The 21,120-nt window shown below is 72.8% G+C and carries 17 protein-coding genes and 1 pseudogene; 11 read left to right on the top strand and 7 right to left on the bottom strand.

Features of this window, described 5'->3' with window-relative positions; all coding sequences use genetic code 11:
- The first annotated feature begins 2 nt into the window (after positions 1-2).
- Together CHR28_RS14645 and CHR28_RS14640 are read left to right on the top strand one after the other, a co-directional pair.
- Positions 3-542 (top strand): gluconokinase, encoded by a 540-nt coding sequence (locus CHR28_RS14645; RefSeq protein ID WP_094054053.1) that lies wholly within the window; start codon positions 3-5, stop codon positions 540-542.
- A gap of 28 nt (positions 543-570) precedes the next feature.
- On the top strand, positions 571-1,332 hold the full coding sequence (locus tag CHR28_RS14640; RefSeq protein ID WP_094054052.1) for an alpha/beta fold hydrolase: 762 nt from the start codon (positions 571-573) through the stop codon (positions 1,330-1,332).
- Between the two features lie 163 nt (positions 1,333-1,495).
- Here the strand turns inward: CHR28_RS14640 and CHR28_RS14635 are convergent, their stop codons facing one another.
- Complete coding sequence (locus tag CHR28_RS14635) at positions 1,496-2,437, bottom strand: AraC family transcriptional regulator (protein WP_094054051.1); 942 nt, start codon at positions 2,435-2,437, stop codon at positions 1,496-1,498.
- An 80-nt stretch (positions 2,438-2,517) separates the two neighbouring features.
- Between CHR28_RS14635 and CHR28_RS14630 the strand changes: the two genes are divergently transcribed.
- Positions 2,518-3,351 carry an NAD(P)H-binding protein gene (locus CHR28_RS14630; protein ID WP_094054050.1) on the top strand — a complete coding sequence of 278 codons (834 nt, stop codon included), beginning with the start codon at positions 2,518-2,520 and terminating at the stop codon, positions 3,349-3,351.
- Between the two features lie 24 nt (positions 3,352-3,375).
- Here CHR28_RS14630 and CHR28_RS14625 read toward each other — a convergent pair whose 3' ends face one another.
- Positions 3,376-4,137 carry a DeoR/GlpR family DNA-binding transcription regulator gene (locus CHR28_RS14625; RefSeq protein WP_094054049.1) on the bottom strand — a complete coding sequence of 254 codons (762 nt, stop codon included), beginning with the start codon at positions 4,135-4,137 and terminating at the stop codon, positions 3,376-3,378.
- Positions 4,138-4,226: 89 nt separating this feature from the next.
- Here CHR28_RS14625 and CHR28_RS14620 point away from each other — a divergent pair, with 89 nt between their 5' ends.
- Positions 4,227-5,426, top strand: coding sequence for an MFS transporter (locus CHR28_RS14620; RefSeq protein ID WP_094054184.1), 1,200 nt, complete (start codon positions 4,227-4,229; stop codon positions 5,424-5,426).
- A gap of 230 nt (positions 5,427-5,656) precedes the next feature.
- Entirely contained in the window at positions 5,657-8,254 is a 2,598-nt protein-coding gene (gene rph, locus CHR28_RS14615) for a rifamycin-inactivating phosphotransferase (protein WP_094054048.1), read from the top strand.
- A 98-nt stretch (positions 8,255-8,352) separates the two neighbouring features.
- Here rph and CHR28_RS14610 read toward each other — a convergent pair whose 3' ends face one another.
- Positions 8,353-9,183 (bottom strand): hypothetical protein, encoded by an 831-nt coding sequence (locus CHR28_RS14610; protein WP_094054047.1) that lies wholly within the window; start codon positions 9,181-9,183, stop codon positions 8,353-8,355.
- Between the two features lie 354 nt (positions 9,184-9,537).
- Here CHR28_RS14610 and CHR28_RS14605 point away from each other — a divergent pair, with 354 nt between their 5' ends.
- Entirely contained in the window at positions 9,538-10,617 is a 1,080-nt protein-coding gene (locus CHR28_RS14605) for an enoyl-CoA hydratase/isomerase family protein (protein ID WP_094054046.1), read from the top strand.
- 65 nt (positions 10,618-10,682) lie between these two features.
- On the opposite strand, the gene CHR28_RS14600 is transcribed toward CHR28_RS14605, so the two are convergent.
- Positions 10,683-11,663, bottom strand: coding sequence for a VWA domain-containing protein (locus CHR28_RS14600; protein WP_094054183.1), 981 nt, complete (start codon positions 11,661-11,663; stop codon positions 10,683-10,685).
- Between the two features lie 228 nt (positions 11,664-11,891).
- Between CHR28_RS14600 and CHR28_RS14595 the strand changes: the two genes are divergently transcribed.
- Complete coding sequence (locus CHR28_RS14595) at positions 11,892-12,170, top strand: GlsB/YeaQ/YmgE family stress response membrane protein (protein WP_094054045.1); 279 nt, start codon at positions 11,892-11,894, stop codon at positions 12,168-12,170.
- Between the two features lie 115 nt (positions 12,171-12,285).
- Positions 12,286-13,245 (top strand): annotated as a pseudogene (locus CHR28_RS14590) (threonine ammonia-lyase); the annotation flags it as partial.
- A 644-nt stretch (positions 13,246-13,889) separates the two neighbouring features.
- Here CHR28_RS14590 and CHR28_RS14585 read toward each other — a convergent pair.
- A complete protein-coding gene (locus CHR28_RS14585) occupies positions 13,890-14,555 on the bottom strand; it encodes a CBS domain-containing protein (protein ID WP_094054182.1) in 666 nt (221 codons plus the stop codon).
- Positions 14,556-14,935: 380 nt separating this feature from the next.
- On the opposite strand from CHR28_RS14585, the gene CHR28_RS14580 reads away from it, so the two are divergent.
- Entirely contained in the window at positions 14,936-15,961 is a 1,026-nt protein-coding gene (locus CHR28_RS14580; protein WP_094054044.1) for a 6-phosphofructokinase, read from the top strand.
- Between the two features lie 4 nt (positions 15,962-15,965).
- On the opposite strand, the gene CHR28_RS14575 is transcribed toward CHR28_RS14580, so the two are convergent.
- Positions 15,966-16,868, bottom strand: a complete 903-nt coding sequence (locus CHR28_RS14575; protein ID WP_094054043.1) for a universal stress protein — start codon at positions 16,866-16,868, stop codon at positions 15,966-15,968.
- 220 nt (positions 16,869-17,088) lie between these two features.
- Here CHR28_RS14575 and CHR28_RS14570 point away from each other — a divergent pair, with 220 nt between their 5' ends.
- Positions 17,089-17,376 (top strand): DUF1876 domain-containing protein, encoded by a 288-nt coding sequence (locus tag CHR28_RS14570; protein ID WP_094054042.1) that lies wholly within the window; start codon positions 17,089-17,091, stop codon positions 17,374-17,376.
- A 99-nt stretch (positions 17,377-17,475) separates the two neighbouring features.
- On the opposite strand, the gene CHR28_RS14565 is transcribed toward CHR28_RS14570, so the two are convergent.
- Complete coding sequence (locus CHR28_RS14565) at positions 17,476-18,357, bottom strand: universal stress protein (protein WP_256984249.1); 882 nt, start codon at positions 18,355-18,357, stop codon at positions 17,476-17,478.
- A 325-nt stretch (positions 18,358-18,682) separates the two neighbouring features.
- Between CHR28_RS14565 and CHR28_RS14560 the strand changes: the two genes are divergently transcribed.
- Entirely contained in the window at positions 18,683-21,067 is a 2,385-nt protein-coding gene (locus tag CHR28_RS14560; protein WP_094054181.1) for a phosphoketolase family protein, read from the top strand.
- Positions 21,068-21,120: the final 53 nt, after the last annotated feature.

Here is a 21,120-nt window from a genome sequence, read left to right as displayed (position 1 = left end):
GGATGTCTCACAGCTCCGCTCCGCTGGTCGTGGTCATGGGTGTGTCCGGCTCGGGTAAGACCACGGTGGGCCGCCTGCTGGCCCGCAGCCTGGGCGTTCCCTACGCCGAGGGCGACGACTTCCACCCCGAGGCCAACGTGGCGAAGATGCGGGCCCGCCAGCCCCTGGACGACGAGGACCGCCGCCCCTGGCTGGAGGAGATCGCCCGCTGGCTCACCGCCCACGCGGACAGCGGAGGCGTGGTGACCTGCTCGGCGCTGAAGCGGCGCTACCGTGACCGGCTGTCCGCCGCCGCGCCGCGCGTGTTCTTCGTGCACCTCGACGGCACGCCCGAGCTGATCGCCGCGCGCATCTCCGCCAGGCGGGGCCACTTCATGCCGCCCGATCTGCTGCGCAGCCAGTTCGCCGACCTCGAACCGCTGGGCAAGGACGAAGCGGGGGCGGCGGTCTCGATCGACGGCACACCCGAGCAGACCGCGGCGCTGGCCCGGGCCGCCGTCGTCCCCTCCGCCCCGCACGCCGGGGCCGACGGGAGTCCATGACAGGCGTGAGGCCGGGTACCCGCCGGTCATGCCACAGCGGATCCCGCACCTGTACCTCGGCCACGACCGGGTCGGCGCCGCCGTGGTGCGCAGCGCGGGAACGCCGCGACAGGACGAGCGGGGCACCCCGATCGTGCTGGTGCCGGGCCTGGGCGCGCCGGGGTACCTGCTGCGGACGCTGCGGCACTGCGCCCGGTCGGGCCCGGCACGGCTGCTGGACGTGCCGGGCTTCCGCGATCCCGGCGGGCCGGTCTGCCCCGAGACGCTCGGGCCGCTGGCGGACACCGTGGCGCGGTGGCTGGCCGTGGTACCGCGGGCGCCCGTGGTCCTCGCCGGGCACTCCACCGGCGCCCAGGTGGCGCTGCACGCGGCAGTCCGAGCCCCCGAGCGGGTCCGGTCCCTCGTCCTGCTCTCCCCGACCTTCCCGCCCCACCTGCGGCGGATGCCCGCGCTCCTCTGCGCGCTCGCCCGCACGGCGGTCCACGAGGCCCCGGACGTCGTCCCCGCCGTGCTGCCCTCGTATCTCGAGGCCGGTCCGCGGCGTCTGCTGAACTGCGTCCGGTCGGCCCAGGCCGACGCGCCGGAGGACGTGCTGCCCTCGGTGGGCTGCCCGGTCACGGTCGTGGCGGGGGAGAGGGACGCGCTGTGCCCGGAGGACTGGGCCGACCACCTGGCCCGCCGGGCAACCACCGGCCGCGCGCTGCGGGCACCGGGCGCACACGCGTTCCCCCACCCCCATCCCGCCGTCACCGCGGACGCCCTGGCACAGTCGCGCGACGGCTGGCCATGACACGGTCCCGTCACCGAGCGGCCTCCGGACGTCCCGGATTGTCAGGCCCCAGCCTGCGGACGCAGCGTCCTCTCCCGGCCCGCGGCGCCTGCGCAGCGTCCTCAACCGGCCCGCGGCCCCTGCGCAGCGTCCTCAACCGGCCCGTGGCGTCGGGGCTTCGCCCTCATCCGGTTCGCGGCGGGGGCGCGGTGGCGCGGTAGTCACTCGGCCGCGTGCCCCGCACTCTTTTGAACGCCACGCTCAGCGCGAAGGCGTTGGCGTAGCCCACCTTCCGCGCGATCGTGCCCACCGTCTGATCGGTCCGCCGCAGCAGGTCCGCGGCCAGGGCGATGCGCCAGCCGGTGAGGTAGGCCATGGGCGGTTCGCCTACTTGCGCGGTGAACCGCCGGGCCAGTGCGGCCCTCGACACCCCGACCTCGGCGGCCAGTTCCGCGACCGTCCACGGACGGGCGGGAGCGGCGTGCAGCAGCCGCAGCGCCGCGCCGACCACCGGTTCGTCCAACGCCCGGCACCAGGCGGGCACATCGGCAGCGGGATCGTCGAACCAGCCGCGCAGGGCGGAGACGAGCATCAGATCCAGCAGCCGGTCCAGGACGAGCTGCTGTCCTGGCCGCTCCCGTGTGACCTCCTGGGCCACCGACTCCACCGACGCGTAAGGGCTGTTCCCGTCCGGCACCACCAGCACGGGCGGCAGCGACCGCACCAGCCGATCGCTGAGTTCCCCGCTCCGTTCGAAGGCCCCGCTGAGCAGCACCGGGGATCCGTCCTCCGGTGTTCCGCACGTCCGGGCGGGCCCGGAGGCATGCTCGACACCCTCGGCCCCGGGGCAGTAGTCGGCGCCGGTCACCACCGCCGAGGGAGTGCTCGCGGGGTCGTCCGCCACCGTGTAGGGAGCGTCGCCACGGACGACCGCGATGTCACCGACCCCGATGGGCACCGGCTCGTGCCCGTCGGGCACGATCCAGGCCCTCCCGCGCAGCATCACGGCCAGCGTCAGGGGAGCGCCGCCGGCCATGCGCAGAGCCCACGGCGGCCGCATGGTCGTCTGCCGGAACACGGCGCCGCGCGCCCGGACTTCACCCAGCAACTGCGACACGGCGTCCATGCCCACAATCTAGACGCACAGACATCGACGAGAGCTCGTCAGGCATGGATCGTCTCGAAGTGGGCCGCTTGACTGAGGTCATGTCTGAACATCCGATCCTCGTCACGGGGGCGACCGGCAAGTCCGGCCGCCGTGTGGTCCGCCAACTGCGCGACAAAGGGCTGCCGGTGCGCGCGGCCTCCCGCACCGGCGCGTGCGTCTTCGACTGGAGGGACCGCCGTACCTGGGACACCGCCCTGGAAGGGGTGCGGTCCGTCTATCTCGTCCAGCTGGACGGCACCAAACTCGTGCGCCCGTTCCTCGAACGAGCGGTGCGGCACGGCGTACGGCGGGTCGTGCTGGCCTCGGGGCGCGGCATCGACGATCCGCATTACGTCAAGGACAGCGGCGGCGTCCTGGACGGCATCCGCGACAGCGAGGCCGCCGTGCGCGAGAGCGGTCTGGAGTGGACGATCAGCAGGCCCGGCTGGTTCGCGCAGAACTTCAGCGAGGGCTTCTTCGCCGACGCCGTCCGCTCCGGTGAGCTGCGGCTGCCCGCGGGCGACGGGGCCGCGAGCTTCGTCGACGCCGAGGACATCGCCGCCGTGCTCACCGACGGCCGGCACGCAGGCGAGACCTATGAGGTGTCAGGTCCCCGGGCGGTGACGCTGGCGGAGGCCGTCGCGACGATCTCCGAGGCCACCGGCCGTGCCATCCGCTACGTACCGCTCTCGGCGGAGGCCTACGTGGCGGAACTCGTCCGGCAGGGATGGCCGCCCGCGGACGCCCGGGCCTTCGCGGACGTCATCGAGCCCCTGCGCGAAGGCAGGGACGCCCACGTCTCCGACGGCGTGCTGCGGGCCCTCGGGCGCCCAGCGCGGACCTTCGCCGAGTTCGCCGCGTCGACCGCCGCGCAGGGAGGCTGGCCGGCCTGACCGCTCCGGACCGCCTCCGCCGCCTCACACGGGCTTGACCGTGATGCCGCGGCCCTCCAGCGCCGCGGTCTCGTCGGTGGGTGCGGTGGCGTCGGTGACGAGGATGTGCACCAGGGTCGACGGTCCGACGTAAGCCTGGGTCGTGCGGCCGAGTTTGCTGCCGTCGGCCGCGGCGACGATGCGGCGCGCGGAGGTGATGGCCGCCTTCTTCACCGCCGCCTCGTCGAGGTCGTAGGCGGTCATGCCGTCCTCGGCGGTCAGGCCGCAGCAGCCCAGGACGGCCGTGTCGAAACGCAGTGCCGACAGGGAGGCGAGGGTCAGGGGACCGGTCAGGGCGCCCTCACCCGGGCGGGGCCGGCCCCCGGGCACCAGGAGCCGGGTCGGCTCGGGGGCGTCACCGAGAATCCCGATGGCCTGAAGGGACAGGGGCATCACGGTCACCTGCCGTCCGTGCAGCAGACGTGCGACCTCCAGGCAGGTCGTACCGCTGTCGAGCAGGACGGTCTCGCCGTCGCCGATGAGGGAGACCACCTCCGCGGCGATCCGCCGCTTGGCGTCCATGGCTTCGTGGGCGCGCAGCGCGAAGGGCGGCTCCTCGCCGCGCAGGAGCAGAGTGCGCGCCCCGCCGCGGAACCGCTCCAGGACGCCTTGGGCCGCCAGGTGGTCCAGGTCGCGGCGGACGGTCATGTCCGAGGCGCCGGTCAGAGCGGCCAGCTCGGCGACGGTGGCCGTCCCCGCCTCCTGCACGGCCTGGGCGATCAGTCGGTGACGTTCCGCGGTGCTCATACGGTGATTCAACACCACCCGGACCGAACAGTGCATGTGTTCGCAGACCCATGTTCCAAACATTGAATCTGTTCGTTATGGTGTCCGGCATGGAAAGAGCGCTGCGGGTTGCCCGCGTTGCGACATTCGTCTACTTCGTCCTCAACGGCACCCTGCTGGGCATGTGGGTGGTGCAGATCCCGGCCATCGAGGAGCGCGTGGGCATCAGCCACGCGGCCCTCGGCGGCTTCCTCGTGCTGCTCGGGGCCGGCGCCTTCGCCGGCATGCAGGTGGGCGGCCGGCTGTCCGACCGGCTCGGCACACGCACCGTCGTCCCCCTGGCCGGGGTGCTGTGCGCGGCGACCCTGGTACTTCCCGGCCTCGCCGGGGAACCCTGGGCCCTCGGAGCCGCCCTGCTGCTCTTCGGCTTCGGCAACGGCACCCTTGACGTCAGCATGAACGCGCACGCCGTGCAGGTGGAGAAGGCGTACGAGCGGCCTGTCATGTCGGCCTTCCACGCCACGTTCTCCGTCGGCGGTGTCCTGGCCGCCCTCGCGGGCGCCGCGGCCGTCGACATCGGCTGGGACCCGGCCACCACGCTGGGCACCGCCGCGGGCATCGGCGTCGTCGTCGCCCTGACGGCGGCCCGCGGTCTCCTGCCCGCCGCGCCGACGGCCCCCGCCGCCGAGGGCGACGGCCCGGCCGGCAAACGCCCCGTTCCCGGCCGGATCTGGCTCCTCGCCGTGCTGGCCCTGCTGGTCATGCTGTGCGAAGGCGCCGCCAACGACTGGAGCGTCCTGCACCTGGAGGACGTCCTGGGCGCCCCGGAGAGCACCGCCGCCCTCGCCTACGGAACCTACGCGGCCACCATGACCGCGGGCCGGCTCCTCGCGGACCGGATATCCGCCCGCTTCGGGCCGGTCGCCGTCCTGCGCCACGGCGCCGCTCTGGCCGCCGTCGGCATCACGGCCGTGGCCCTCGCGCCCTGGATCTGGGTCGCGCTGACCGGCTGGGCCCTGTTCGGACTGGGCCTGTCCGGCTGCATCCCCCAACTGTTCAGCGCCGCCGGCCACGCCGACCCCTCAGCGGCGGGCACCAACGTCTCCCGCGTCGCCGGGCTCGGCTACATCGGCATGCTCGCAGGCCCCGCCGTCATCGGCTGGCTGACCCATCTCATGGCCCTCAACCACACGTTCCTGCTGCTCACCTTGTTCTGCGCAACCACCGCCACGGCGGCGGGCGTTCTGCGTCCGGCCTCCCCGAGGGAACCCCTGGAGAGCGGGGCCCGCTCGACGACGCTGAGCGGTTGATCCCGGCCGGGCGATCCCGGCCCTGAGACGGCGCCCTCCGGGGGCGGAAAACAGCGAAGGCAAGGAGAGAGATCTCCTTGCCTGTCTCAAGTTATAGCGCACAGGGGGGCTTGCGGCAAGGCCCGGGGGACGGCGCAGAATCGTCGGCCGAGACCAGGACCTGCGGAAACGGGGCACTACATGCGTGAGTTGATGTCGCATCCGAGCACGGCTGCCACGGAGGTGCGGCCGTGAACGAGCGATACCTGCTGGACCTTCGGGAGATCGACCGGGAGCAGGTCGCGGTCGCGGGCGGCAAGGGCGCGCACCTCGGGGCGCTGTCACGGATCGAGGGCGTCCGCGTGCCGGAGGGCTTCTGCCTGACGACGGACGCCTTCCGGCGGACCATGGCCGAGGTGCCCTCGATCGACGACGCACTCGACCGGCTGTCGCATGTGGACCCGGACGACCGGGAGTCGATCCGCACGCTCAGCGCGCGGATCCGCCGCACCATCGAGGAGACCGTCCTCCCGGACGACATCGCGGCGTCGGTCACCGGCGCTCTCGCGCGCTCCGGCGAGGACGCCGCCTGGGCCGTCCGCTCCAGCGCGACGGCGGAGGACCTGCCGACGGCCTCGTTCGCCGGCCAGCAGGACACCTACCTCAGTGTCAGGGGAACCGCGTCGGTCCTGCGGCACATCAGCCGGTGCTGGGCCTCGCTGTTCACCGAGCGGGCCGTGACCTACCGGCGGCGCAACGGCATCGACCACCGCACGGTCCACATGGCCGTCGTCGTGCAGCGGATGGTCTTCCCGCAGGCGTCCGGCATCCTGTTCACGGCCGATCCCGTCACGGGCAACCGGAAGACCGCCACCGTGGACGCCGGGTTCGGCCTCGGCGAGGCCCTGGTCTCCGGTCTGGTGAACCCGGACGTGTTCACGGTGCGCGACGGCCAAGTCGTCGCCAGGACCATCGCCGCCAAACAGCGCGCCGTGCAGGCCCTGCCGGACGGCGGCACGCACCAGGTGCCGATCGACGCGCGGCGCCAGGAGCAGCCGGCCCTGACCGATGCGCAGGCCGTGCGGCTCGTACGGCTCGGGCGGCGGATCGAGGAGCACTTCGGCCGCCCCCAGGACATCGAGTGGTGCCTGGTCGACGACGACTTCCGGATCGTGCAGAGCCGGCCCATCACGACCCTGTTCCCCGTCCCCGAGGCGGGCGACGAGGAGAACCACGTCTACGTCTCCGTCGGGCACCAGCAGATGATGACCGACGCCATGAAGTCCCTGGGGCTGTCCATGTGGCGGCTGACGGCCATGGCACCGATGCACGAGGCGGGCGGCCGGCTGTTCGTCGACGTCACCCGCCGCCTGGCCGCGCCCGCGAGCCGCGCCGCCCTCCTGGATCTCGTGGGCCGGGGCGATCCGCTGGTCAGGGACGCGCTGGAAACCGTCCTCGAACGGGGCGACTTCGTCCCGTCGCTCCCGGACACCGGACCCGGCGGACCGCCCCCCGGCGGTGCCGCCACCCCGATCGAGACCGATCCGGCCATCGTCACCGAGCTGATCGAGCGCAGCCAGGCGTCCGTCGCCGCGCTGCGACGCGAGATCCGGACGAAGAGCGGACCGGCGCTGTTCGACTTCCTGTACGAAGCCTTCGAGGAGCACAAGCGGGTCCTCGCCGATCCCCTCAGCATGCAGGTGATCATGGCCGGCATGGAGGCCACCTGGTGGCTCAACGACAAGCTGCAGGAGTGGCTGGGGGAGAAGAACGCGGCCGACACGCTCACCCTGTCCGCCCCCGGCAACATCACATCGGAGATGGGACTCGAACTCCTCGACGTCGCCGACGTCATCCGTCCGCACCCGCAGGTCGTCGCCTTCCTCCAGGGCGCCCAGGACGACAACTTCCTGGACGACCTGGCGAAACTCCCCGGCGGCGGTGAAGCACGCGACGCGATCGAGGCCTACCTCGACCGGTACGGCATGCGCTGCGCCGGCGAGATCGACATCACCCGGCCCCGCTGGAGCGAAAGCCCCACCACGCTCGTGCCGGCGATCCTCGACAACGTCAGGAACTTCCAACCCGGCGCCGCCCGGCGGCGCTTCGAGCAGGGGCGGCAGGAGGCGCTGAGGAAGGAACAGGACGTGCTGGCCCGCCTGCGGGCCCTGCCGGACGGCGACCGGAAGGCCGACGAGACCAAGCGGATGATCGACCGGGTCCGCACCTTCATCGGGTACCGGGAGTACCCCAAGTACGGCATCGTCAGCCGTTACTTCGTCTACAAGCAAGCCCTGTTGGAGGAGGCCGACCGGCTCGTGCGGGCCGGCGTGCTCGCCGAGCGTGAGGACGTCTTCCACCTCACGTTCCAGGAGTTCCACGACGCGGTGCGCTCGGGGCAGGTCGACGCCGGGCTCATCGTGCGGCGCAAGGAGGCGTTCCGGTCGTACCAGGCGCTCACCCCGCCCCGGGTGCTCACCTCCGACGGCGAGGCCCTCAACGGGGCGTACCGCCGCGAGGACGTGCCGGCCGGTGCCCTGGTCGGCCTGGCGGTCTCCGCCGGGACGGTCGAGGGCAGGGCCCGGGTCGTCCTGGACATGGCGCGGGCCGACCTGGAAGCAGGCGACATCCTGGTCACGGCCTACACGGACCCCAGCTGGTCGCCCCTGTTCGTCGGCATCGCGGGTCTGGTCACGGAGGTGGGCGGCCTCATGACCCACGGCGCGGTGATCGCCCGGGAGTACGGTCTGCCCGCTGTCGTCGGCGTGGACCGGGCCACCCGGCTGATCCGGGACGGTCAGCGCATCCGCGTCCACGGAAGCGACGGATACGTCGAGATCCTCCCGTGACCGACCCTGCCCTCCCGTGACCGAGCCGGCCCTCCCGTGACCGACCCGGCCCTCCCGGGCCCCTCCGTGGGGGCCCGGGAGGGCGGACGCGAAGCCCCCTACCATCCTCCGTCGAGGAAGGCGGCGAGTGCCTCGGGCGGGTGCGCGGCACTGCTCACGTTCGCGACGGCGATGACGAGGGCGACGCCCGCCACGGTTGCCGCGGCGGCGAGGCCGAGCTTCAGCCCACGCCTGGAACGGACCTCGTGTATGGCCCGGTGCCGTCGCCACAGGACGACACAGACACCGGCCAGGGCGAGCGCGACCACGAGGGCCATCGCCGCCAGGACCGCGTGATACAGGGCGAAGTCCCTGACCATCACGGTGAGGGCGGGGGAGTGCCGGCCGGTGGGGAAGCCGGCGACCTGCTCGCGGATCCCGGGCAGGCCGGCGAAGGCCTCGCCCTCACCACCGCCGCTGGTGAGCATGGGCAGCAGCGACGCGAACGGTGCTGCCGCGCCCTGCACATTGGCCACCAGCCCGACCAGGGCGAAGGGCCCGAGCAGCGCGACGAGCACCCCCGGCAGCGCGATGCCCATTCGGCCGCGCCGGCCGGCCCGCTGCCCCGACGACCGCCACAGCACGACGCCGAGCAGCACGACAGCCGCGAGCAGCAGCGCGGAGACACCGGCTTTGACGAGGTGGAAGCGGAACCAGAAGCCGACCGCAGTGTCCAGCTGCCGGGGGAAGTCCTGGCTGCCGGACTCCCAGTAGACGACCATGCCCTGCCGGAAGGACCGTCCGACGTTGCCGACATGGACGCCCTCGTGCGTCAGCGCGTTCGGCACCAGGAAGAAGGCGGCCAGGAGCAACACGGCCATGGAGCTCAGAAGGGTGATCCGCCGCCCGGGTGCTGCGGTGACGCGGGGCGGATGGAAGAGGCTGCTCATTGCGGGACCCTCGGTCGGGAAGACGGCGCCGTCGGGTACGCACGCCGAGAGGGCCGGCGCCCCTGACCAGGACGCTAACGGGACGGGGAGCGGCCGGTCTGTGGGGCGTGCCACCGGTTCGGGGGTGGGGTCAGCCCCAGCCGGAGCGGCGGCCGCGCCGCCCTCGTCCACCCCGCCGACCCGTCCGGACCCGGCATCAGGCACCGTGGGTACGGTGGCGGGGAGCCGATGCGTCGTCGGCCACGGGGTGCGAGGGACGTCCTCCACCCCCGCCCTTCCCCCCGTCCGTCAGCACGCGAAGAGGAGCCGCACCATGCGCGTCGTCCCGGCCCACGACCCGGCGGAGGGGTCCCGATGACCGGAGCCGAGGAGCCCGTCCTCTTCCACACCACCGGACGCGCCGCCCACATCACGCTCAACCGGCCTCGCGCCCTCAACGCCCTCACCCACACGATGGTCCGCCGCATCGACGAGGCGCTCACCGCGTGGGAGGCCGACCCGGCCGTGGAGACCGTCGTCCTCACCGGCGCGGGAGAGCGGGGCCTGTGTGCCGGCGGTGACATCCGGGCCATCCACGACGACGCCCGCCACGGTGACGGGTCCGCCACCCGGGCGTTCTGGCGCGACGAGTACCGCCTCAACGCCCGGATCGCCCGCTACCCCAAGCCCTACCTCGCCGTCATGGACGGCATCGTGATGGGCGGCGGGGTCGGCGTCTCCGCCCACGGCGGCGTCCGCGTCGTCACCGAGCGGTCCCAGGTCGCCATGCCCGAGACCGGTATCGGGTTCGTGCCGGACGTCGGCGGCACGTATCTGCTCGCCCGGGCCCCCGGCGAGCTGGGCACCCACCTTGCCCTGACCGGGGCCCGGGCCGGCGCCGCCGACGCGCTGCTGTGCGGGCTCGCCGACCACTGTGTGCCGTCGGCCTCGCTGCGCCCGCTCCTCGACTCCCTGGCCGAGCTGCCCGTGAGCGAGGCGCTGGCCCGCGTCGTGCGGCCCGCGCCGCGGGGAGTGCTGGAGGACCAGCGCGCGTGGATCGACTCCTGCTACGCCGCCGACACCGTGGAAGAGATCGTGCGCCGGCTGCTCGCGCACGGCGACCCCGCGGCCAAGGAGGCCGCGGAGACCCTGCTCGCCAAGTCCCCGACCGCCCTCAAGGTCACCCTCGCGTCCCTGCGCCGGGCCCGGGCACTCGGCCCGCTGGAACACGTCCTGGACCAGGAGTACCGCGTGTCCTGCGCCGCCCTCGGCACGCCCGACCTGGTCGAGGGGATCCGCGCCCAGGTCGTCGACAAGGACCGCAGGCCGCGCTGGTCGCCGAACGAGCTCGCCGGGGTGTCGGACGCCGACGTCGCCCGCTTCTTCGCTCCTCTCGGCGCGTGCGAACTCGGTCTCGCGGCGGCGGACGAGGCCGCCGCGGACCCTCTCACCTGAGTGGCACCGGCTCACCTGAGGGGCACGGACTCTGACCAACCATCAGACGATTGCCTGACCAGCCGTCAGAGCATCAGCAGCAGGCGCGTGTTGGAGACGAGCTTGCGGTTGACGCTGGTGCTCTGCACGAAGATGGTGAAGTCGTCGTTGTGGTCCGGCTTGACGCGCACTTCCGTGCTGGGCAGGCCCAGCAGCGTCCGGGCCGAGGGGCCCGTGTACACGCGGTCCGTCTTCTTCTCCAGCACCGCTATCTGCTTCTGCGCCTGGATCTTCTCGGACTTGCTCAGCTGGTAGAACGCCGCGCCCGTACGGTACGTGTGCCCGCACTCGGTGACCCACTCCCGGATCGCCGCGTCGCGGGCCACCGGGATCAGCTGGTACTTCGACGGATCGATCGGCGTGAGCCCGGCCGCCTTGATGGTGTCCTGGTTCACGGCGTCCGCGCCCGTGGAGAACACCGCCCGGGATCCCCTGATGCCCTGCGTGCGGCCCACCATGAAGTTCTCGGTGGCCTGCCGGATGACCTGGCCGGCTTCTTCGAGGCCCTGGGTGCTGGTGGCGTCCCATATCGCGATGTTGTCCTTGGGGAAGCCGCACTGCATGGCCTCCCGCTTGCCCATCTGGTCCGGGACCAGGACGGCCAGCGTCCAGTTGTCCTGCTGCGTCTCCATCATCCGGGCCACGGCCTGCACCAGTTCACGCGGATCCCGGGCCGGGGCGTCCGCGCAGCGATGGCTCGCGTTCTCCTGGCCGTCGGTCAGCACGAACGTCAGGAAGCTGTGGTCACCGTACAGCTGGGCCGTCTGGGCCAGTTCGCTCTGTGACTTCAGCGCGGCCGCCAGCAGGGCCGTCATCCCCCCGGGCCGGTACAGCTGCTTCAGGGACGGCATGCGCAGCACGTCCTTGTCGTAGATGACGCACTCCACCTTGTCGGCGAAGACGTACACCGTGACGCGCGTTTCCTGGTCGAGCTCCCTCGAACGGCGGGCGAGATAGGCGATCTGCTGATCGGCGACCTCGACCACCTTGCCGCTCAGGTGCGACATGGACGAGCTGGCGTCCAGCACAAGAGCAACGTGGTTGATGTAGTTCTGGGCTGCGGTCGTCACGACTCCCCCTCGTTCCGGCGATGGTCCTACCTTCTCACCCACCACTGACAATCGATCTTGTCGCCGGTGCGGACGGAGCTTTCTGCGAAGGACACGTTTGTTCGGGCCGAAACTGTGCACCCGATGACCTAACACAGTCTTTATACGGCGAAGTGGAGAGGCATCATGGGCATCATTGCTTGGATCATCATCGGGCTGCTCGCGGGCGTCATCGCCAAGGCTCTGATGCCGGGCAAGGACCCCGGCGGCATCATCATCACCATGCTCATCGGCATCGCCGGCGGTCTGCTCGGCGGCTGGCTGGGCAAGGTCATCTTCGGCGTGGACTCCATCGACGGGTTCTTCGAGATCTCCACCTGGATCGCCGCGATCGTCGGCTCCATGATCCTGCTGGCCCTCTACCGTCTCGTCACCGGCAACCGGCGTACGCACCGTCACGCCTGACCCAGCGCAGGCACAGACCTGACGGAAACACGTGGGCGGCTCCCCTCCTGTACGCAGGAGCGGGAGCCGCCCACGTATGTCCGTCGGGTGTAAGGGCGGCGCTAGGCTCTCCGCCATGCGGCGCACACGCCTCGACACGGCCCGGATCCGGGCGGCCGCCCGGATGATCGACCCCGTCTTCCTCGGCACTCCGCTGTACCGCTGCGATGCGCTGGAGCCCCGCCTCGGGTGCGCGGTGAGCATCAAACTCGAAACCGCCAACCCCGTCCGCAGCTTCAAGGGCCGCGGCACCGAACTCGTCACGCGTCTGCTCGCCGAGGACGGCCGACGGGCCGTGGTGTGCGCCAGCGCGGGCAACCTGGGTCAGGCGCTCGCCTGGTCCGCCCGCGGCAGGGGAGTCGACGTCACCGTCGTGGCGTCCCGCTTCGCGACCGCGGTCAAGCTCGACCGCATCCGCGCACTGGGCGCCACGCTGGAACTGGTGGACGGCGACCACGAGTCGGCCCGTGAGCGGGCGGCGGCCCTCGCCCGCGCAGACGGCATCCGGCTGCTGGAAGACAGCCTCGACATCGAGACCTGCGAGGGCGCGGCGACCATCGGCCTGGAACTGGCCGAATCCGCCCCGTCGTTCGACGCCGTCCTGATCGCGCTCGGCGGCGGCGCGCTGGCCACCGGCGTCGGGCATGTGCTCAAGGAGCTGGCGCCCCATGTCGAGGTGATCTGCGTCCAGCCCTCGGGCGCACCGGCGATGACCCGATCGTGGCGCGGGCGACGCGTCGTCACCACCGACTCGGCCGTCACCATCGCCGACGGCGTCGCCGGCCGGTGTCCCATCCCGGCCGTCCTGGACGACCTGCTGGTGGTCGCCGACGACGCCGTCCTGGTCGAGGAGGCGTCGATCATCGCCGGCATGCGCATGCTTCTCGACCACGCCGGTCTCGTCGTCGAACCGTCGGCCGCACTGGGCATCGCGGCGATCCTCGAAGACCGTGACCGCTTCGCCGGCCGGCACGTGGTCACGATCGTGTGCGGGAGCAACGTCGACCTGGAGGCGTACCACTCCTGGGTCGGTGCGGTCGGTGCGGTCGGTGCGGCTCCCGACCGCAAGCTCTGCGGGCTCCCGGCGCCGCCGGGCGCCTGGGGGAGGGGCGACGAGCGCGGTCATGTCCGGGGGGCCCGAGCCGGGCGCACTCGCCCGCCCGTGCCGACCGGTGAGGTGACGTCACGACAGCAGCATGCGCGTCCAGATCACGGCCAGGAAGGTGCACGCGAGCGTGAACAGGCTCTGCACGACGGCGGTGACCGGCATCCTGAGGCGGGCGTGCACGACGGCGCCGGCCGCCGCCACGGCCGGCAGGCCCCAGACGACGAGCCAGATCAGGACGGGGACATCGCGGGAGTGCGCGCGGGCCGCGGACTGCGGCGACTGCGCGGTGCCCAGGCCCACCATGAGGAACAGCAGTGTCGCGACGACGACGATGACCGCGTCCGCGACCAGGAGCAGGACGGCGACCACGATGTCGACCAGGCGGGACGGGCGTTCGCGGATCGTGGCATCGGTGGGGGAGTCCTGGCTGTCCGCGGTCGGTGTGGCCATGCACCGACTGCAGCACGGAGTGAGCCCTTCCGGCCCCTGCGGGACCGCACCGGGGCCCGACTGTGACCATCGGGTCCGCCGGGCCCGGGCTCGTGTCGGGGCGCGGTCTTCGCCGAGGTGCCTCACCCGGAATTCCGCGCGCGGGTCCCTCCGGACAGGGCCATGTCGACGTCGACGACGCCCTCGACGGAGCGCACCAGGCGGGCGACGATGGGCACCAGTGAGGTGTCGCCGACCCGCCCGGTGAGGGTGACGACGCCGTCGCTGACCTCGGCCCGGACCGGTTCCGGCGCGGCCGGGAAGAGAGGCGCCAGGATCTCCTTGCGGACCTCCTCGGCGATCTCCTCGTCGTCCCGCAGGAAGATCTTGAGCAGATCGGCCCGGCTGACCACGCCTTCCAGGAGCCCCTCGTCGCTGACGACGGGCAGCCGCTTGACGTGGCGTTGGGTCATGACGCGGGCCGCGTGCGCGAGCGTGGCGTCGGGACGGATGGTGACGGCCGGGGCGCTCATCAGATCGGCCGCGGTCATACCGCCGGCCTTGGCGAGGTCGGACAGGCGGCGCAGCTGGGTGAACCGGTCGGGGTCGCTGTCCCGGAACTCCTCCTTGAGCAGCAGATCCGCCTCGGACACGACACCGATCACACGGCCCTCGCCCTCCAGCACGGGAAGGGCGCTGACCTTCCACTGCTGCAGGAGCTTGACGATGTCCCGGAACGAGGCGTCACGGCCCACCGCCACGACGGTGTGGGTCATGACGTCGCTGACGATGTGCGGGCTGATGTGCATGGGGTCCTCCTGGTCGAGCGCGCCGGGTGCCGGGCCGTTCGTCATGCTCGCCTTCCGCGTACCGACGCGATCCCCTGATGTCAGCCTGTGCCGCGCCCCACGGGAACACCAAGGGCCACCCGGGCATCGGCATGGGGCCGTCCGGCCCCGGTCCGGGACCTGCGCCCCCTGCCCCGGCCCCGCAGCGGCAAGCACCTGGAGACGCCGGCGCGCGAGGCTGTCCGGGCGTCGTGCCCGCCGGTCGGCGTCCGTCGAGTGGCCACCGCCGGCGGAAGCGAGGGACGCTGGAGGAAGGCCCGGCGGTTCATGGGCCCCGCAGCGGTCCCCGCTCGTGACGGGGGCCGCGACCGGACGGGTGCGCAGCGGATGGGAGAGGACCCATGAAGGTCGGAGTGCTGACCGGCGGCGGTGACTGTCCGGGCCTCAACGCCGTGATCCGCAGCGCCGTCCGCAAGGGCGTGCAGGAGTACTCCTTCGAGTTCGTCGGGGTGCGGGACGGCTGGCTCGGCCTCCTCAAGAACGACGTCGTCCCCCTGGACATCTCCAGCGTGCGGGGCATCCTCCCCCGGGGCGGGACCATCCTCGGGTCCTCCCGCACGAACCCGTTCAAGCACGAGAACGGGCTGGAGCGGGTGCGGGAGACCCTCGCCTCGAACGGCGTGGACGCGCTCGTCGTGATCGGCGGGGAGGACACGCTCGGCGCGGCCACGGAGCTCAGCCGGCAGGGGATCAACCTGGTCGGGGTGCCGAAGACCATCGACAACGACGTCTCGGGCACCGACTACACCTTCGGTTTCGACACCGCCGTCGGGATCGCCACGGAGGCCATCGACCGCCTCCACACCACCGCCGAATCACACATGCGCGCCCTCGTCGTGGAGGTGATGGGTCGGCACTCGGGCTGGATCGCGCTGCACGCGGGCGTCGCCGGGGGCGCCAACGTCATCCTCATCCCGGAGCGGCCGTTCGACATCGACGAGGTCTGCGAACAGGTGAGGCGCCGCTTCGAGATCAACTACGCGCCGATCGTCGTCGTGGCCGAAGGGGCCGTCCCGAAGGAGGGACAGCTGGTGGTCAAGGACCGGTCGCTGGACGAGTTCGGCCATGTGCGGCTCTCCGGCATCGGCGAATGGCTGGCCCAGGAGATCTCGGCCCGCACCGAGAAGGACGCCCGCACCACCGTCCTCGGCCACATCCAGCGCGGCGGCACCCCGAGCGCCTTCGACCGGTGGCTGGCCACCCGCTTCGGACTGCACGCCATCGACGCGGTCGCGCAAGGGGACTTCGGCTGCATGGTGGCCCTGCGCGGCACGGACATCGTCCGGGTGCCCCTCGCGGAGGCCACGGCCCAGAACAAGGTGGTGGCGACGCCGCTCTACGACGAGTTCGGGGTGTTCTACGGCTGAACCCTCACGCGGAGTGGGGTACGACGGCGACCGGGCAGCGGGCGTGGTGCAGCACGGCGTGGGTGACCGGGCCGAGGCGTCCTTCGGCCGTCCGCGCCCCGGTACGGCGCCCCACGACGAGCAGGTCCGCGGCCCGGGACGCGTTCACCAGCGCCTCCGCGGGATGGAGCAGCATCAGATCCGTGGCGACCGTCACGCCCGGGTACTTCTCCCGCCACGGGCGCAGGGCGTCGGACAGACCGAGGACCTCCTGGTCCTCCCAGGTGGCGCGGTCCTCCTCGGTCACCACGAGGGTGCGGGACGAGACGGACTCGGCGGGAAGGGCCCAGGCCTGCACCACGCGCAGCCGCGCGGCGCGCACCTCGGCCGCCGGGAACGCGAAGCCGGCCGCCTCACCGGCCGGGCGGTGGGCGTCGAAGCCCAGCACGACCTGTCCCGTGCCGCGTACCGCGGGCGTCCGCTCGGCGAAGGTGCCGGGGCGGTCCGGGACGAGCACGACCGGGCACGGGGCGGCCGCCGCCGCCCGCAGGGCGACGGAGCCGACCGCCAGCCCCTCGAAACCGCCCGCGCCGCGGGCGCCCACGACGAGGAGGCCGGCGTCGCGGGCCGCGTCGAGCAGGGCGTCGGCCGGGGCCTCGCCCGCCACCCGGCCGTCCACTGCGAGGCCCGGGTGCCGTTCGGTGAGGTCGTCGACCGCCCGCTGCAGCACCTGGATCCCCAGCGCGCGCAGCCGCTCCTGGGCCGGGCCGGGAACCTCGGCTCCGGGAACCTCGGCTCCGGGAAACTGCGGCAGCGCGTGGCACAGCCGCAGTGCGACGCCGCGCAGCAGGGCCTCCCGCGCCGCCCAGTCCGCCGCGGCCGCCGCGCCCGCCGACCCGTCGATGCCCGCCAGTACTGGGAGACGCATCCTGGCCCCTTCGTCCGGCCCGCACACGCGGGGCGCGTGTTCCGCTCCTCCCACTGTTCCACGGCGGGACCGCTCCGGCGCGCCTCGCCGAGTGCCGTGGGCGTCCCGCCGTGTGCGCGTTCCCTGGCGGGCGCCTGCGTCCGGTACGAAGCTGGAGTCACGACCCACGGGTCGACGCGTCGAAGGGCGAACGGTCCGGACCGGAGCAAGGAGCGCCGCGATGTCACACACCCAGGAATGGAACGTCCGACTCCGGGTTTCCGAGGACGACGAGGGAACGACCGAGGCACAGGCCGTGCTGGACACCGGCACCACCGCACTCACCGGGCGCGGGACGGCGCACTGCCACCCGGCCGACACGAACGTGCCGGAGATCGGTGAGGAACTGGCCGCCGGCAGGGCCATGCGGGACCTCGCCCAGCGGCTTCTGGACGCCGCCGAGCACGACATCGAGGGCATGGGCGCGACACGGCCACGCAGCCGCGAGGCCGCCGCATGGCTCAGGTGACAGGCGACGGTGCTCAGGCGCGATGCCGGCCGTGGCCGGCGGTGACGCCGGTGCTGGGCAGGGCGGCGGCCGTGCGGGACGAGGCCGGCCGTGAGGCAGTCAGCCCTTGCCGCGGACGACGGCGACAGGGCATGCGGCGTGGTGGAGCAGCGCCTGGCCGACCGAGCCGAGCAGCAGACCGGTGAAACCCCCACGGCCCCTGGTCCCGGCGACCACCAGCTGGGCCTCGCGGGAGGCGTCGAGCAGCGCGGGGCGGATCCGGGAGCGCACCAGGCGCCGCTCGACCGCGATCTGCGGATGGGCGGCCTCCCGATGGGCCACCGTCCGGTCAAGAAGCTGCTGCTCGGCCTCGCGGAGCCGCTCGGCGTCCGCCACGACCGCGTTCAGCGGGTCGCCGGGCCCCTCGTAGGCGCGCTCGCTCCAGGTGTTCCACACGTGCAGCGCCACGAGCGGCGCCCGCCGCAACGCGGCCTCGGCGAAGGCGAAGTCCACCGCCGCCTCCCCGGCCGGGGATCCGTCCACGGCCAGCAGCACCGGCCCGGCCGGGTCCGGACGGCCGCGCACCACCATCAGCGGACCGTGACCGTGAGCGGCCAGATGGACCGCCGTGGAGCCGAGCAGCAACTCCGGCAGGCCGCTCAGACCACGGTGGCCCACCACCGTCAGCGCCGCGGAACGCGACTCGATCTCCAGCACGCGGACCGCGTCGCCGGCCACCACGGAGCGCGTGACGTCGATGCCCGGCGCGACCGTGCGGGCCCGCTCCTCCGCTCGGGCCAGTTCTCCGTGCAGCATCGGCTCCAGGCTGTGACCGGCCGGATCCCACGGTGCCGTGTGGGGCACATGCCCCGACGGGTGGCCGAAGGCGTGCACGATCCGCAGGGGAAGCCCGCGCAGCAGCGCCTCCCGCGCCGCCACGCCGACCGCGTCGAGACTCGACGCGGATCCGTCCACCCCCACGACGACCACCGGATCACTCACTGCGCGCTCCCTTGCTGCGGGCCGCCGACGCGGACCCTCTTGTCCCGACGAGTTCCTGTGCTGACGAGCCTCGGCCGGAACGGCCTCGGTGGAGAGGGGCCTCCCAGGCCATCGCCCGGGCCGATGGTCCCTCCACGGCAGCCGCGCGGTGCCGGGCACCGGGTTCCCCCGGACGGACCAGCGCTCGCCTCCTGGAGAGCGTGGGCGGGACGCTCGGGCCGCGGAAGGGCCCGACCGGCCCTGTCGGGCAACCGGTGCGCGCGTGAGGCTGGGGCTCGTGCGGCCGGTCCGCGCTCCGACCGACACCCCGACCCGGAGGGAACCCATGTCCGTCGACACCCAGCAAACGTCCACCGAGCCGACCGACGAGGAGCTCAGGCGGCTGGACGCCCACTGGCGCGCCGCGAACTACCTGGCCGTCGGTCAGATCTACCTGATGGACAACCCGTTGCTGACCGAACCGCTGAAGCCCGAACACGTCAAACCACGGCTGCTCGGACACTGGGGCACCTCCCCGGGCCTGAACCTGGTCCACACCCACCTCAACCGGGTCGTCAAGGCCCGCGCACTGGACGCGCTGTGCGTCTGGGGGCCCGGGCACGGGGGACCGGCGGTGCTGGCCAACTCCTGGCTGGAGGGCTCGTACACGCAGACCTATCCGGACGTCACGCGCGACGCGGCGGGCATGGCACGCCTGTTCCGGCAGTTCTCGTTCCCCGGCGGCGTGCCCAGCCACGTCGCCCCCGAGACCCCCGGCTCCATCCACGAGGGCGGCGAACTCGGCTACGCCCTCGCGCACGCCTACGGCGCCGCCCTGGACAACCCCGGCCTGGTGGTCGCCTGTGTCGTCGGCGACGGGGAGGCCGAGACCGGCCCGCTGGCCGCGTCCTGGCACTCCAACAAGTTCCTGGACCCCGCCTGCGACGGAGCCGTCCTGCCGATCCTGCACCTCAACGGGTACAAGATCGCCAACCCGACGGTGCTGTCGCGGCTGCCCGAGGCCGAACTCGACGAACTCCTGCGGGGATACGGCCACGAGCCGATCCATGTCACCGGGGACGAGCCCCTGGCCGTCCACCGCGCGATGGCACAGGCCATGGACACCGCGCTGGACCGCATCGCCGACGCCCAGCGCGCCGCCCGCGAGGACGGCGCCACCGAGCGTCCCCGCTGGCCGGTGATCGTGCTGCGCACCCCGAAGGGCTGGACCGGCCCCGCCGAGGTCGACGGCCTGCCGGTCGAGGGCACCTGGCGGGCCCACCAGGTGCCACTGTCCGCCGTCCGCGACAACCCGGACCACCTGCGGCAGTTGGAGGCCTGGCTGCGCTCCTACCGCCCCGAGGAACTCTTCGACGAGCACGGCAGCCCCCGGCCCGACGTACTGGCCTGCGTGCCGGACGGCGCGCGACGGCTCGGCGCCACCCCGCACGCCAACGGCGGTCTGATGCTGCGCGAACTGCCCCTGCCGTCCCTCGACGACTTCGCCGTCCCCGTCGACAAGCCGGGCGCGACGGTGCACGAACCCACCCGGGTCCTCGGCGACCTGCTCGCCCGGATCATGCGGGACACCTCCGGCCACCGGAACTTCCGCCTGGTCGGTCCGGACGAGACGGCCTCCAACCGGCTGCAGGCCGTGTTCGACGCGAGCGGCAAGGCCTGGCAGGCCGGGACCCTCGACGTCGACGAGCATCTGGACCCGCACGGCCGGGTGATGGAGATCCTCTCCGAACACCTCTGTCAGGGCTGGCTGGAGGGCTATCTGCTCACCGGGCGGCACGGGCTGTTCTCCTGCTACGAGGCGTTCGTGCACATCGTCGACTCGATGGTCAACCAGCACATCAAGTGGCTGCGCACCTCCCGCCGCCTGCCCTGGCGCGCCCCGATCGCCTCGCTCAACTACCTGCTCACCTCGCACGTGTGGCGGCAGGACCACAACGGCTTCTCGCACCAGGACCCCGGTTTCGTCGACCACGTGCTGAACAAGAGCCCGGAGGTGGTGCGGGTGTATCTGCCGCCGGACGCCAACACGCTGCTGTCCGTCGCCGACCACGCCCTGCGCAGCCGCGACTACGTCAACGTGATCGTGGCGGGCAAGCAGCCCTGCTTCGACTGGCTCACCATGGACGAGGCCAAGGTCCACTGCGCCCGCGGCGCCGGCATCTGGGACTGGGCCGGCACCGAGGACGGCACCCGCGAGCCGGACGTCGTACTCGCCTGCGCCGGTGACGTGCCCACGCAGGAGATCCTCGCCGCCGCCCAGTTGCTGCGCCACCACCTGCCCGAGCTGGCGGTGCGCGTGGTCAACGTCGTCGACCTCGCCCGGCTGCTGCCCCAGGAGGAGCACCCGCACGGCATGCCGGACGCGCAGTACGACGCCCTCTTCACCACCGACAAGCCGGTGATCTTCGCCTACCACGGCTATCCCTGGCTGATCCACCGGCTCGCCTACCGCCGCGCCGGTCACCGGAACCTCCACGTGCGCGGCTACAAGGAGGCCGGCACCACGACCACGCCGTTCGACATGGTCGTGCGCAACGACCTGGACCGGTACCGCCTGGTCATGGACGTCGTCGACCGCGTCCCGGGCCTCGCGGTGCGCGCGGCGGCCCTACGGCAGCGGATGGAGGACACGCGCCTGCGCCACCACGCCTGGATCCGCGAGCACGGCACCGACCTGCCCGAGGTCGCCGACTGGGCCTGGGACGGCTGAACCCCCGGGACCTCCACCGCCGGCGACGGAACGGATCTCCACCGTCACCTGCC

Origin of the sequence: Streptomyces sp. XY006 (assembly GCF_002237655.1) — a bacterium.
Classification (GTDB): domain Bacteria; phylum Actinomycetota; class Actinomycetes; order Streptomycetales; family Streptomycetaceae; genus Streptomyces; species Streptomyces levis.
Note: the sequence above shows the minus strand (reverse complement) of the source record. Positions and strands in the feature narration are given on the sequence as shown.

Coding starts and splice junctions, on each gene's coding strand:
- CHR28_RS14645 (WP_094054053.1), top strand. CDS start 3: ATGTCTCACAGCTCCGCTCCGCTGGTCGTGGTCATGGGTGTGTCCGGC.
- CHR28_RS14640 (WP_094054052.1), top strand. CDS start 571: ATGCCACAGCGGATCCCGCACCTGTACCTCGGCCACGACCGGGTCGGC.
- CHR28_RS14635 (WP_094054051.1), bottom strand. CDS start 2,437: ATGGACGCCGTGTCGCAGTTGCTGGGTGAAGTCCGGGCGCGCGGCGCC.
- CHR28_RS14630 (WP_094054050.1), top strand. CDS start 2,518: ATGTCTGAACATCCGATCCTCGTCACGGGGGCGACCGGCAAGTCCGGC.
- CHR28_RS14625 (WP_094054049.1), bottom strand. CDS start 4,137: ATGAGCACCGCGGAACGTCACCGACTGATCGCCCAGGCCGTGCAGGAG.
- CHR28_RS14620 (WP_094054184.1), top strand. CDS start 4,227: ATGGAAAGAGCGCTGCGGGTTGCCCGCGTTGCGACATTCGTCTACTTC.
- CHR28_RS14610 (WP_094054047.1), bottom strand. CDS start 9,183: ATGAGCAGCCTCTTCCATCCGCCCCGCGTCACCGCAGCACCCGGGCGG.
- CHR28_RS14605 (WP_094054046.1), top strand. CDS start 9,538: ATGACCGGAGCCGAGGAGCCCGTCCTCTTCCACACCACCGGACGCGCC.
- CHR28_RS14600 (WP_094054183.1), bottom strand. CDS start 11,663: ATGTCGCACCTGAGCGGCAAGGTGGTCGAGGTCGCCGATCAGCAGATC.
- CHR28_RS14595 (WP_094054045.1), top strand. CDS start 11,892: ATGGGCATCATTGCTTGGATCATCATCGGGCTGCTCGCGGGCGTCATC.
- CHR28_RS14585 (WP_094054182.1), bottom strand. CDS start 14,555: ATGCACATCAGCCCGCACATCGTCAGCGACGTCATGACCCACACCGTC.
- CHR28_RS14580 (WP_094054044.1), top strand. CDS start 14,936: ATGAAGGTCGGAGTGCTGACCGGCGGCGGTGACTGTCCGGGCCTCAAC.
- CHR28_RS14575 (WP_094054043.1), bottom strand. CDS start 16,868: ATGCGTCTCCCAGTACTGGCGGGCATCGACGGGTCGGCGGGCGCGGCG.
- CHR28_RS14570 (WP_094054042.1), top strand. CDS start 17,089: ATGTCACACACCCAGGAATGGAACGTCCGACTCCGGGTTTCCGAGGAC.
- CHR28_RS14560 (WP_094054181.1), top strand. CDS start 18,683: ATGTCCGTCGACACCCAGCAAACGTCCACCGAGCCGACCGACGAGGAG.